Source organism: Pseudomonas sp. PvP100 (genome assembly GCF_017833055.1).
Taxonomy (GTDB): Bacteria; Pseudomonadota; Gammaproteobacteria; order Pseudomonadales; family Pseudomonadaceae; genus Aquipseudomonas; species Aquipseudomonas syringae.
Map to the genome: position 1 here is coordinate 784,695 of NZ_JAFIBO010000001.1, position 13,183 is coordinate 797,877.

Consider the following 13,183-nt stretch of genomic DNA (forward strand, 5'->3'; position numbering starts at 1 on the left):
CGGGGGCGCATGAAGTCCGTCAGAGGTCGCGGACGACCCGGAAACCCAGCCAGTCGCCCCGTACATCCGGCTGGCGGCTGTTGCGGTTGCCGGAGCGCGAGAAAATCGGCGCTTCGGTCCAGTCATTGCCGCGAATCATCTTCCAGGTGCAATCACCGGCCAGCCATGCGCTGCCATCGGTGGGCGCGCCATTGTAGTTGCTGGTCTCGCAATCGGCAGTCCATTCGTAGACGTTGCCGTGGGCGTCGTAGATGCCGAAATCGTTAGGGCTGTAGCTGCCAGCGGGCGCTGTGTAGCTGAAACCGTCTTCCGGGCCGTAGGTGTTGGCGTGTTTGGCGATGCTGTAGGGCTTGCCTTCGTCCATCGGAAACGGGAAGGAGCCCTTGCTGCCGCCGCGTGCTGCGTATTCGCGCTGGGCTTCGCTGACCATGTGGTAGGACTTGCCGGTCTTTTTCGACAGCCATTCGACATACGTCTTGGCTTCGTTCCAGTCCATGCACACCGCAGGCTGACGCGGGCTCAGCGGGTAGCGCGGTGTGCCGGCCTTGCACTCGCGACCCGGCCGGGTATCGCCGTCCGGCATTTTGTAGCCGGAGCTCTTGATGTAAGCGTTCCACTCGCCGCTCAGCACCTGAAAACGGCTGATGGCGAAGGGTTTCGCGAAGGTCACGTCATGCAGAGGACCTTCGTCCGGCTGACGACCCAGTTCCTCTTCGGGCGCACCCATGGTGAAGGTGCCCGCAGGCAGCACGACCATTTCCGGGCAGTCCTTGCAGTCCTTGAACACTTTTCCGGGCGCGGGCACCGCTGCGGGCGTGGCGGCGAGGGTGGTGCCGCATAGCAACAGGCCGAGCAGGGCGGACAGGGGCAGCAGTGTTTTTTTCATGACGGGTCTCGATGGAAAACGGAAAACAGGTGATCAGTGCATTTGTGTCAGGCGCGCCGGGCGAGCAGCGTCATGAAACGATCGATTTCGGCTTCGCTGTTCAGCAGCCCCGGCGCGGTGCGCACCACCGGGCCGACGTCGCGACTCACCGCGTCAACGACCATGCGCTGCTTCATCAGCCAGGCCGCCACGTCGTCGCACGACTGGCCCTTGAGCCGGAAGAAACTGAAGCCCGCCGACAGCGCAGGGTCCATGGGCGTCACCAGCTCGACATTGGGCTGGGCCTTGAGGCGCTGCTTGAGGTAACTGTTGAGCTGGTGAATACGTGCCTGCACATCGGCCTTGCCCAGTTTCAGGTGCAGTTTGAAGGCCTCGTTCAACGCCCAGCGGTGTTCGAACGAGTGGTAGCCGCCGGGCGTCATGATCGTGCTGAAACCGGTGGCTTCCGAGAACGTCGGGATCAGCGGCGTGAGGTCCTTGACCTGTTCCGAGCGGGCGCAGACGATGCCGGTACCGCGTGGACCGAACAGCCACTTGTGGGTGCCGGCGACATAGAAGTCGCACTTCATCTCCGGGAAGTCGAGGTTCTCGACGCCAAAGCCATGCACGCCGTCGACCACATAGAGGATGCGGTCCTGGTCGTCACGGTTGCGGTTGTGTTCCTCGACCAGATCGCCGATGGCCCCGATGGGCAGTTTCACGCCGCTGCCGGACTGCACCCAGGTCATGCCCAGCACCCGCGTCTTCGGCTGGATACTGCGCGCGATGGAGCCGATGATTTCGTCGACCGAGACGGTAGCCGGGTCCTTGAACAGGCGAATCTTGCGCACCTGCGTGCCGTCGCGCTGCTGGCGGAATTTGAGGATGTCGCGGACGCAGGAATGCTCGTGTTCGGTGGTCAGAATCTCCTGATCCGGGCGCACATGGAGACCGCCGTAGATGATCGCCAGGCCTTCAGTGGTGCTGCCGGTCAGGGCGATCTGGCCGGGTTGGGCGTTCAGGTACTTGCCCGCCCAGACGCGAACCTCGTGTTCGCGGCGCTCGGTCTCTCCCAGGTCCCAGTCCATGGCCAGACCGGGATTGCGGTCGATATGCGCGCGATGCTGTTCGATGGCCTGACGAACCGGTGCAGGGTGCGAGGTGACCAGAAAATTGGAGAGGTGAACGTAGTCCGGGTCCTGATTGAACAATTGTTTCAGGCGCGTCCATTTATCCGTGGAGGCCGGCTGAGTGGCTGGCGTCATGGCCGCCGTTGCCAGGCTGGAGCCCAGTGGCAGGGCTGCGGCCAGCACTCCGGCCTGTTTGAGAAAGGTTCTGCGATCAGTCATGAGCGTCTGCGCCTGAGGGTCGGGTAGCGGCGTTTGAGAGATTCATGTGCTTCACATCCGGGCGAGCAGCAGCCTGAACCTGCTCCCAGACGCGCAGAAAGTTGCCGCCCCAGAGCTTGGTGATATCCGCTTCGGCGTAGCCGCGCTCGATCAGTTCGGCCGTCACGTTGCGGATCTCGCTGACATCGTTGAAGCCTTTCACGCCGCCGCCATCGTTGAAGTCGGAGCTGATGCCGACGTGGTCGATGCCGATTTTGCGGACGGTGTAATCGATGGCGTCGACGAAGTCCTTGACCGTGGCTTTGGGCTCCTCCTCAAGAATCGCGTACAGCTTGCTGGCATAGGCGCCGAAGCGTTGTTCCGGCCAGACGGTGATGATCGGGTCGCCGGGCATCAGCGCCATGGCCAGGTTCGGCAGCGGTGGCAGGTCGAAGTCCTTGCGCAGCGCGTTGAGCTTGTCCTGGGTTTTCTGGCTCAGCGGCTTCAAATAGGCCGGGAACGCTACGATCTGCACCACGCCGCCGCTGCGCTTGATGAGCTGCAGTTCCTCGTCGCTGAGGTTGCGCGGGATGTCCACCAGCGCACGCGGCGCCGAGTGCGAGGCGACCATGGGCGTACGGCTCAGCTCGCTGACCTGTTGCAGCGCCTTGCTCGACATCTGCGACACGTCGATGATCACACCCAGGTCGTTGAGGCGGCGCACGGCCTGCCTGCCGATCTCCGACAGGCCGCCCAGAGCGTCGGGCGTGTCATTGAGAAAGGGCAGGGGGCGTGAAGAATCGGCCCAGCTGTTGTTGCCAACGTAACTGAAACCGAACATGCGCATGCCGCGTGCGGTCCAGTGGTCCAGCAGGCTCAGGTCATTACCCAGCGGGTAAGCGTTGAGCATGCTGATGAAGATCGCAAACTTGCCTTCGCCGTGCAGGCGGCGCATGTCGTCCGGGGTGTAGGCGATGCCGACCTGATTGGGGAAATCGCGCACCAGCCCGCTGATGATCCGGTAGCGCACTTCCTGCTGATGGCGTGCTTCGTCGACGAAACCGGGTGTCGGACGATGCGGGGCGTTGTCGCCGTTCCAGATCTCCGGCCAGCCGAATACCGTCAGTGCAGCCCCGGACAGGCGTCCGCGCGCGGCTTTCACCAGGTCGAACTGCCCCGAGCCGTCCTTGTCGGCTTCGTTGCCCTCGCTGCCGAATTTCATCGGCACGGTGATGTGGCTGTCGAAGGAAATGATCCGCTCCTGCAGGTCGTCGGCCTGTTGCATGACCTTGACCGGGTAGCCTGCCGGCGACCAGTAATTCCAGGCCAGAAAGCCCGTACCTGCACTAATGGCCAGGGCCAGCGGCAGGCCGATGAAGAGAGCTTTTTTCCAACGCGGTCTTGTCATTTCCGTCTCGTGTGGTTAACCGTTGCGCAGCCAGCGACGGCTGTTGCTATCTGGTGGAGAACGAGCGGATCGCCGATAAATTTAGCGCGGGGGCATGGATGTGGGTACAGCGCTAAATTTGTCTGCCGGTTTTACGTTCTAGCTTGGATAACGGCTGTCTCGGGGCTGGAACAGGTAGGGTAATGACGATTTCTCGACGAGGGTTCATAGCGGGGCTGGCGCTGACCGGTGCGGCAGTTCCGGCAGCGTATTACGCGCATCGGGAACTCACCCGGGTCGACCTGCCGGAAACGCCGGGCGAAGCCACGGCGGGGCCTGCCGATACCGCCACCCAGCGCCTGGCCGACAAGTTGCGCGGTGTGTGGACTCTGCGCTTTGAGGGGCACGATGCCGGGCTGAGCGGTGCGCCGCTCGAAGGCCTGGAAATGTTTCTCGATATTGCCCCGCGCGGTCGCGGTCTGCGCGGCTATATCGACACGGCCGAGCAATTGCGCGGCGATGCGCTGCCGCGTTTTCGGGTGATTGGCGATCTGCAACCGGCCAACGCCGCAAGACTCTATCTGCGGGTCATGGACGGGCATGCCGGCAATGATCCGCACAGCGACAGCCCGGATTACGAATTCAGCCTGACCCTCGATGAAGTCTGGGGCGCGTTCGGTAACGCGGGCAGCGGCACCCTGAGCGGGCGTATCGAACGTCTGGACCGACCGCTGGCGCTGCCGGAACTGGACAACCGTCTGATCGCGATCAAGCAGGTGTTTCCAGAGGCGCGGGAAAGGGTCGGTCTGAGCCCGCCGTTTCTGGCCTGGCTGGTTTCCAGGGAGCATCGTCTGTTCCATCAGCTCTGGCATGCCTCGCGAGACAAATGGCACAAGTTGCCGGAAGGCAAGCGTGACGCTCTGCGTGGCATCGGCTGGCAGCCGGGGCCGCGTGATCATGAGCGAGATGCGCGTGGCCCGCACAAGGACCGCAACGGCTCGGGTGAAGACTTCTTTTATATGCACCGGCACATGCTGATCCAGGCACGCAGGATTCAGGACTTGCCGTCCTGGCCGCGTTTTCCGCTGCCGCAGCCTGAGCTGGAACGCGACCGCCTGGGCTTTGCCCGCTATTTCGACAATCACGATGGTTGTTCGCTGCCGCCCAACTGGCTGGCGCATGGTGACGAGGAATACACACAGCTGGTCAGCGATATCAAAAGCCACGAGACGTTTCATACGCATTTTCAGGTCTGGGAATCGCAGTATCGCGATCCGCGTTTTTTGTCGAAGCTGACCCTGGGCCAGTTTGGTTCGCAGGTCGAACTGGAACTGCACGACTGGCTGCACATGCGCTGGGCCTCGGTGGCCCGAGATCCGGCCAACGGCCAGCCGGTGCCGATGGCACGTCGTTCGGATGATTTTGCCGAGCGCTGGTTCGCGCCGGAAAACGACTTTCTCGCCGACCCGTTTTCATCGCACGTGAACCCGGTGTTCTGGATGTTCCATGGCTGGATTGACGACCGCATCGAGGACTGGTTCCGCGCCCATGAGCGCTTTCATCCGGGCGAGGTGACGCGCCTGGAGGTCAACGGCGTGCCGTGGTTTGCGCCAGGCCGCTGGGTGAATGTCAGCGATCCCTGGCTGGGGCCGGACACCCACGGTTGCAGCACAGTGCCGGGCCAGGCTGCAGGCACGACCATGGAAATGGACCCGGAAGTCATGAAGCTGGCGCTGCGCATCACCTTCGCGGCCGATGACAAACTGAGCAACCTGCTACGCCGCGTGCCGCGCCGGCCGTGGTATGCCCGGAATCTGTTGCCGGACAGGTGGTTTTGACGAACGACGGTTGAGATTGTCGTTCCCTACGCTCCAGCGTGGGAGTGCCGTCTATGACGCTCTGCGTCGCAAGAGGACGCAGAGCGTCCAGAAAGGCATGCGACGCGGAGCGTCGCACGATAATCGGATTGTCCGCGCAGACCGACGCAGAGCTTCAGCACGATAGCGGGGGGCGATTATCGTTCCTTGCGTGACGCTCAGCGCACCTGCCAGCCCCCACCCAGTGCCTTGTACAGCGCGATGCTCGCCTGCAGGCGCGCCAGCCGCAGTTGCACACTGACATCCTGCGCCAGGTACAGCGTGCGCTGGGTTTCCAGTACGGTGAGCAGGTCCTCGGCGCCTTCCTGGTAGCGGCTCTGGGCGATGCGGAAGGCGGTCTGCGCTTGCTTGAGCTCTTCTTCGTGCCAGTAGCGCTGCTGATCCAGGCCACGAATGCTGTTCAAGGCTTTTTCCACGTCGGCGAAGCTGTTGATGATCGCGCCGCGATAGGTTTCCAGCAGCTCTTCCTGACGCGCTGTGGCTTTGTCGCGCTCGGCGGCCAGACGCCCGTTGTTGAAGATCGGTCCGACCAGCCCGGCAGCGAGGCTACTGAACGGTGCGCGCAGCCAGTCTTCGGCGCGGGTGTTTTCGGTGCCGAGCCTGGCGCTCAGGGTCAGTTTCGGCAGCATGGCGGCGCGGGCGACGGTGACATTGGCCTGTGCCGCCGCCAGTTCGGCTTCGGCCTTGGCCAGATCAGGGCGGCGGGTCAGTAGTTCGCTGGGCAGGCCGGGGCCGATGTCCGGCCAGTTCAGGGTGTCGAAGGGCTGATCCGCGAGGTGCAGATTCTGCACCGGCTGACCGAGCAAGGCCGCCAGGGTGATCAACTGCTCGTTGGCCAGTTGCTGAACACGGGGCAGTTCACGCTGCTGGGTCGCAACCAGATTCTTCTGCTGCGCCAGCTCCAGAGCGGTAGCTGAACCCGATTCATAGCGCGTCTGCACCAGACGCAGCACGTCTTGTGCGTTGGTCAGGTTCAGTTCGGCAATCCGCCCTTGCTCGCGCGCCGCCAGGGTTTGCGCATAGCGATCGGCGACGTTGGCCAGCAGGGTCAGCTCCACGGTCGCCTGATCGAACTGGCTGGCGCGCAGGCCCTGTAGTGCGCTGTCGCGTCCCGCTGCGATGCCGCCCCAGAAATCCACTTCATAGCTGGCGGTCAGGTCGCTGGTGAAGTTGTTGGTGTTGTTGTCATCGGAAGGGTTGGCCTTGCGGTCGCTGTTGCGCACGAATTTGTTGCGTTCACCGCGCACGTCAAACGCCAGCTCCGGCAGTAACGGCGCGCCGCCGATGATAGCGCTGGCCTGCGCCTGACGAACCCGCGCCATCGCCGCAGCGACTTCGTGGCTGTCGCGGCTGGCCTGTTCGATCAGGCGATTCAGCTGCGGACTGCCGAACTGCCGCCACCAACGCACGTCGCTGCGCTGTGCGGCGGCGTTTTCGGCAAACGCCCAGCTTGCTGGTGGCTGGATGCCGCTGTCCAGCGGCGGAGCAGGCGTCTGGCAAGCGCTCAGCAACAGGCAGGCAGTCAAAACGGAGAGACTGGTCTTCATTGATCGATCATTCACTGGTGAGGGCCGCGACCGGGTCGAGGCGAGCAGCTTTGCGGGCCGGCATGAAGCCGAAGATCACGCCGGTGATCAGGGCGCAGGCAAACGCCCCGGCCACAGCCGGCAGGGTGAACGCCACCGCCACCTTGCTCAGCAGCAGCGCTGCGCCCATGCCCAGCGCCAGCACGATACCGGCCAGCCCGCCGACCACGGAAAGCATCACTGCCTCGGTGAGGAACTGCCGCAAGATGTCGCCCTGCCGCGCGCCGGTGGCCATGCGGATGCCGATTTCACGGGTGCGTTCGCGCACCGTCATCAGCATGATGTTCATCACGCCGATACCGCCGACCAGCAAGGAAATGGCGGCAATCGAGCCGAGCATCAGCGAAAGGGTATTCTGGGTGCGTGCTTCGGCCTGGATCATCGCGGCGTTGTTGGTCAGCTCGTAATCCTGTTTGCCGTGATGCAGTTGTTGCAGCAGGTTGCGTATCGATTGTTCGGCCTGTTTGACGTTGTTGGCGTCGCGGGTGGCGATGGTGATGTACTCGGGGTCCTGCGTGCCGAACAGGCGGATGCTGGCCGACGAGTAGGGGATGGCGATGCGATTGTCGCTGTCCAGATCGCCCGACGTGGCGCCTTTTTCCTGCAGCACGCCGACCACCTGAAAAGGCACGTTTTCGATCAGGATGTACTGGCCGACAGGGTCGGTCTGCTCGCCGAACAGTTTCTGGCGAACCTTGTAACCAATCACTGCCACGGCCGCTGCGTTCTGCTCATCCGCCTCGCTGAAATAACTGCCTTCCACCACCGGCCAGTTGAAGATTGCCGGAAAGTGCGTGTCATTACCGCCAACGTAACTGGAGTGATCGACGTTGCCGTAGCGCACCCCGGCCTGGCCGCCGTTGACCGGCATGATCATCTTGACCTCGGGCAACTGGCCCAGCGCGGCGACTTCCTCCAGGGTGATGACGCCCTTGGGCGCACGCGGATTGGGCGCCTTGCCGTTGAGGTAAATGATGTTGGAGCCGAACGACGACATCTGCGCCATGACCTGACGCTTGCTGCCTTCGCCGACGGCCAGCATCACCACCACCGACGCCACGCCGATGACGATGCCCAGCAGCGTCAGCGCAGTTCGGAAGCGGTTGATCCACATGACGCGCCACGCCGCCTGAACCGCATCGAGCAGTTCGCCTTGCCAGGCGCTGTGACTGCCGCTGCCCTCGCTCAGGCGCTTGCGCAGGTCGACCGCTTGCAGCGCGGCTGGATTGTCTGCAGGCGGCGTGGGCCGGTCATTGGCGGTATCGCTGATCACCAGGCCATCGCTGATCTCGATGACCCGTTTGGCGCGCGCCGCCACTTCCCTGTCATGGGTGATGAGGATCACCACATGGCCCTGGCTGGCCAGTTCGTCGAGCAGGGTCATCACCTCCGCGCCACTGTGGCTGTCCAGCGCACCGGTGGGCTCGTCGGCGAGGATGATGTGCCCGCCATTCATCAAGGCGCGGGCGATGGAAACCCGTTGCTGCTGGCCGCCGGACAACTGATGCGGTCGATTGCCGGTGCGCGACGCCAGGCCCAGCCGGTCGAGCAGGGCGGCGGCCCGCGCGTGACGCTCTGCGGCGGGCGTCCCGGCATAGATCGCCGGCATCTCGACGTTTTCCTGCGCCGAGCCGGACGGAATCAGGTGATAGCCCTGAAACACGAACCCGAACGCTTCGCGGCGCAGCCAGGCAAGTTCGTCGCTGCCCAGCGCGGCGACGTTTTCTCCGGCGAACAGGTATTCGCCCGAGGTCGGACGGTCCAGACAACCGAGGATGTTCATCAGTGTCGACTTGCCGGACCCGGAAGCGCCAACAATCGCCACGAACTCACCGGCATGAATCGACAGATCGATGCCGCGCAGCACGTTGACCAGCGGGCTGTCGCCTCCGCCGTAGGATTTGCGGATGCCTCGCAGGTCGATCAGCGGCGTGCGCATTCAGCCCCCGCTGCCGACGGAGGCGGGCACCAGCAGGCGTTCACCTTCATTCAGGCCGTCGAGTACCTGCACGCGCAGACGGTCGCTGATGCCGGTGCGCACCTGACGGTTCTGCACCTCGCCATTGGCAGATAGCACCTGGGCGGTCTGCCTATCAGTCTGCGCCCCGTTTCGCAACGCCGCGAGTGGCGCGGTGAGGGTGTTCTCGGCTTTTTCGGCGACGAAGAATATCTGTGCGGTCATTTCTGCCATCAGCGCCTGATCGCTGTTATCCACGTCCAGCAGCACGGTGTACAGCACCACCCGGCCACCGCCGTTTTTGCGCGAACTGCTTGGGCTGCCACCGCCCTGATTGGCTTGATCCAGCGGCCTGGGCGGTACTGGCAGGATCTGCCGCACGGTGCTGCTCCAGCGCCGGTTGCCGCCGCTCAGGGTGGTGAAATAGGCAGTCATGCCGGGTTTGACATGGCCGATATCGGCCTCCGAGACCTCGGCCCAGACCGTCATCGGCGACAAGCGGGCGATGCGCAGAATCAGCGGTGTCTGTTGTTGCGCGTTCAATGTCTGGCCTTCACGTGCGTCGAGTGCCACCACTGTGCCGCTCATGGGCGCGAAAATACGGGTGTAGCCCAGCGCCGCTTCGTCGCTGCGCAGGGCGGCCTGGGCTTCGAGAATCTGCGCCTTGAACATATCGACCCGTGCCTGGGTGGCGCGAAATTCCGATTCTGCAGCCTGCACGTCCTCGGCCCGTGTGGCACCGCCTGCGGCGAGGCGCTTCTGGCGCTGCTGCTTCTGTTCGGCCAGTTCGTGCAGCGCACGCTGTTCCTGCAATTGCGCCTTGAGGTTATCGATGGCGTAGCGTGCGGCGTCGAGCTTGGCTTTTTGCGTCGAAGGGTCGATCTCGACCAACAGGTCGCCTTCCTTGACCTGGTCGCCGACCTGGGCGTGGATTTTCATGATCTGCCCACTGGCCTGCGAACCCACGTCCACGTAGCTGCGCGGCTGCAGGGTGCCGAGCGCCGTGACGCTGTTTTCGATCGTGCCGCGGGTCACCGTCACAGTCGCGGCGCTGCCTTTGCTGTCGGGCAGGATCTGCCAGGCGCATACGGCAATGACCGGGAACAGGCACAGCGCCACCAGGAGGGCGCGTCGAGGATGTCGAGAGCGTTTCATGCAGATTCCTGCGCTGGGAGATCAGTCGGTCGATGAACGACGGCCACGAGAGCTGCCCTTTAAACGAGGCATGCCGGCAGGAATTTAGCGTCGAACACGGGTTATCCGCTTCGGCTAAACATCAGCGTCCGTGCTTCGTTTAACGGGAGCGGCTAATTCGGGTCGTCTTGTCGAGTTGGAGTCAGCGTGAATATGTCCAGACCCCTGTGCGGTTTTCTGTTTGCAGGTCTTTCATTCGCTGTGATTTTGCCCGCGCAGGCCTTGGTTGAGCCTGGAAATCAGGCGGCCAGGGCCGAGATCCGGCGGACCGGTTTTGGCGTGCCGCATATCGTTGCCGCCAATGAGCGCGGTCTGGGCTACGGCATCGGTTATGCCTACGCGCAGGACAACCTGTGCCTGTTGGCCAATGAGGTGATTACCGTAAACGGCCGGCGCTCGCGCTATTTCGGCCCGGACAAGGCGACCCTTGAGCAACGCAACAACATGGCCAGTGACCTGCTGTTCCAGTGGCTCAATACGCCGCAGGCACTGGCAGATTTCTGGAAGGCGCAGCCACTGGAGATTCGCCAGTTGATGCAGGGTTATGTCGCCGGTTACAACCGCTCGCTCGATGAGCAGAAGGCCAAGGGCCTGCCGCAGCCCTGTGCGGCCGAGTGGGTTCGGCCGATCAGCACTGATGATCTGGTGCGCTTGACCCGCCGCCTGCTGGTCGAGGGGGGCGTGGGGCAGTTCGCCGAAGCGCTGGCCGGTGCCACGCCGCCTGCGCTGCAGAAGCCACTGCAGGTAAATGCTCAGCAGGTTCAGGCGCTGCAACTGGCCGCAGCGCGTAATCAGCGTTTTGCCCTGGAGCGCGGCAGCAATGCAGTGGCAATAGGGCGCCAGCTGTCCGCCAACGGGCGTGGCATGCTGCTGGCCAATCCGCATTTTCCATGGGCTGGCGGCATGCGTTTCTATCAAATGCATCTGACCATTCCCGGCAAACTCGACGTGATGGGCGCAGCGCTGCCGGGCCTGCCGCTGATCAATATCGGCTTCAATCAGCATCTGGCCTGGAGCCATACCGTCGACACGTCGAAACACTTCACGCTGCATCGCCTGCAGCTCGACCCGAAGGATTCCACCCGTTACCTGCTGGATGGCCAATCGGTTGCCATGGGCAAGCAGCAGGTGAGTGTCGACGTGAAGCAAGCGGATGGCAGCCTGAAGTCGGTGCCACGCATCGTCTATTCGTCCATATTCGGTCCGGTGGTGCAATGGCCGGGCAAGCTGGACTGGGATAATAAGTTTGCCTTCAGTCTGCGTGATGCCAACCTGCAAAATGATCGGGTGTTGCAGCAGTGGTATGCAATGGACAAGGCCGACAGCCTCAAGGCGTTTGAGGATTCGGTGCACAAGATCCAGGGCATTCCGTGGGTCAACACCCTGGCAGTCGATGCCAAGGGGCAGGCGCTGTACATGAACCTCTCGGTGGTGCCGAACGTTGACGCCGCCAGGCTTGCCCGATGCAGTGATCCGCGCATCGGCACGGAACTGATCGTGCTCGACGGCTCGCGCAGTGAATGCAACTGGAAGGTCTCCGCAGAGGCGGCACAAGCCGGTATCTATCCGTCCTCGCGCCAGCCGCAACTGCTGCGGACCGACTTCGTGCAGCACTCCAACGATTCGGCGTGGATGGTCAATCCCGCTGCGCCGTTGAAGGACTTTTCGCCGCTGATCAGCCAGGACGGCCAGCCGCTGGGACAGCGAGCGCGTTTTGCGCTGGATCGGCTGGGCAGCCTGAAAAAGGCGGGCAAGATCAGCGTCGAGAACCTGCAAGCGATGGTCATGGACAACGAGGTCTATCAGGCCGGGCAAGTGCTGCCGGATCTGCTCAGTTTCTGTGCCTCGGAGCTGGGTGATGATGCGGCGCGTCTGACGCCGCTGTGTACCGCGCTGAAAGCCTGGGATGGACGCGCTGACCTGAACAGTAGCATCGGCTTCTTGTACTTCCAGAGAATCGTGACGTCCATGCAGGCTGTTGCCTTGCGCTGGCGCGTGGAGTTCGACCCACGGGACCCGGTTCACACGCCGAGCGGGCTGGCGATTGAGAACCCTCAGGTCGCCACTGCATTGCGCGCTGCCATGTTGGCCGCAGTGGATGAAGTGACCAAGGCAGGCCTCTCGGCAGGCAGTAAATGGGGCGACATTCAGGTCTCCAGCATCAGCGGCAAGCAGATCCCTATTCATGGCGGGCCGGCCGGGCTGGGCGTCTACAACGCCATGCAGACAATCGCTGGCAAGGACGGCAAGCGCGAGGTGGTCAGTGGCACCAGCTACCTGCAGGTGGTGTCGTTCGACGAGCACGGCCCCAAGGCGCAGGGTTTACTGGCGTTCTCGGAGTCGAGCAATCCACAGTCAGCCCATTCAAGCGACCAGACTGAGGCGTTTTCAAAAAAACAGTGGCAAGCATTGCCGTTCACTGATCAGCAGATCAAGGCTGATCCTGCGTATGAGGTGCAGGTGATAAGCGAGGAGGCCAATCGCTGAAAGAGGCAAGAAAAGCGTTTGGGCCATGCGGCCCAAATGCGCTTGCCGGGAATCAGCCGCCGGGTGTATCAATGTCAGCGTCAACGCCAGTGGTGGGCTGATGATTGCGTAAATCGTCGGTTTTTTCTTCCGGCTCATGGTCAGGCACATAGGCGCTGTCGCTGTTTGACTGGCTCTGCGACTGAGTCTGTGACTGACTTGGGGAAGGCGTCTGGCCCTGGCTCTGGCCATTGCCCTTTTCAGTCTCGGGTTTTACGTCCCCGACCTGCGGCTCGATTGCCGGATCGTTGCGGTCCGGGCCCGGGCTGGCAGGTGCGTCCTGATTTGGCGTCGGTTCTTTCTGACGTTGCGGTTCGATAGACATGAGTACCTCGATATCTGGTTCAGAAAATGTGCTGACAGAGTTTCGAGGCAGGTTTTTTCAGATCGTTCGATGGAAAGTGCCCAGCGGAGCAGGGAGCAGGGAGCAGGGAGCTGGGAGCTGGGAGCTACAAGCCGCAAG

The 13,183-nt window shown here is 62.8% G+C and carries 9 protein-coding genes; 2 read left to right on the top strand and 7 right to left on the bottom strand.

Features of this window, described 5'->3' with window-relative positions:
* Positions 1 to 19: 19 nt before the first annotated feature.
* From JOE39_RS03390 to pvdM, 3 genes are read right to left on the bottom strand one after another with little or no spacing between them, the layout of a single operon-like run.
* Positions 20 to 886: a formylglycine-generating enzyme family protein gene (locus JOE39_RS03390; protein ID WP_210077899.1), complete on the bottom strand. Its 867-nt coding sequence runs from the start codon at positions 884 to 886 to the stop codon at positions 20 to 22.
* A gap of 47 nt (positions 887 to 933) precedes the next feature.
* Positions 934 to 2,214, bottom strand: coding sequence for an aminotransferase class V-fold PLP-dependent enzyme (locus JOE39_RS03395; RefSeq protein WP_032660560.1), 1,281 nt, complete (start codon positions 2,212 to 2,214; stop codon positions 934 to 936).
* The gene (pvdM, locus tag JOE39_RS03400) at positions 2,207 to 3,601 is read right to left on the bottom strand and encodes a pyoverdine-tailoring dipeptidase-like protein PvdM (RefSeq protein WP_032660561.1); all 1,395 of its coding nucleotides are present in this window, start codon (positions 3,599 to 3,601) and stop codon (positions 2,207 to 2,209) included. Before pvdM ends, JOE39_RS03395 begins: the two co-directional genes overlap by 8 nt.
* A 182-nt stretch (positions 3,602 to 3,783) precedes the next feature.
* Between pvdM and JOE39_RS03405 the strand changes: the two genes are divergently transcribed.
* Positions 3,784 to 5,418, top strand: coding sequence for a PvdJ/PvdD/PvdP-like protein (locus JOE39_RS03405; protein WP_210077898.1), 1,635 nt, complete (start codon positions 3,784 to 3,786; stop codon positions 5,416 to 5,418).
* Between the two features lie 197 nt (positions 5,419 to 5,615).
* On the opposite strand, the gene JOE39_RS03410 is transcribed toward JOE39_RS03405, so the two are convergent.
* The 3 genes from JOE39_RS03410 to JOE39_RS03420 are packed head-to-tail and all read right to left on the bottom strand — an operon-like array spanning position 5,616 to position 10,155.
* A complete protein-coding gene (locus JOE39_RS03410; RefSeq protein ID WP_003423557.1) occupies positions 5,616 to 7,004 on the bottom strand; it encodes an efflux transporter outer membrane subunit in 1,389 nt (462 codons plus the stop codon).
* A 7-nt stretch (positions 7,005 to 7,011) separates the two neighbouring features.
* Positions 7,012 to 8,982, bottom strand: a complete 1,971-nt coding sequence (locus tag JOE39_RS03415) for a MacB family efflux pump subunit (protein WP_210077896.1) — start codon at positions 8,980 to 8,982, stop codon at positions 7,012 to 7,014.
* Positions 8,983 to 10,155: an efflux RND transporter periplasmic adaptor subunit gene (locus JOE39_RS03420; protein WP_032660570.1), complete on the bottom strand. Its 1,173-nt coding sequence runs from the start codon at positions 10,153 to 10,155 to the stop codon at positions 8,983 to 8,985.
* A gap of 192 nt (positions 10,156 to 10,347) precedes the next feature.
* On the opposite strand from JOE39_RS03420, the gene JOE39_RS03425 reads away from it, so the two are divergent.
* Positions 10,348 to 12,681, top strand: coding sequence for an acylase (locus JOE39_RS03425; protein WP_032660572.1), 2,334 nt, complete (start codon positions 10,348 to 10,350; stop codon positions 12,679 to 12,681).
* Between the two features lie 52 nt (positions 12,682 to 12,733).
* Here JOE39_RS03425 and JOE39_RS03430 read toward each other — a convergent pair whose 3' ends face one another.
* A complete protein-coding gene (locus tag JOE39_RS03430) occupies positions 12,734 to 13,045 on the bottom strand; it encodes a hypothetical protein (RefSeq protein ID WP_032660575.1) in 312 nt (103 codons plus the stop codon).
* Positions 13,046 to 13,183 lie beyond the last annotated feature (138 nt).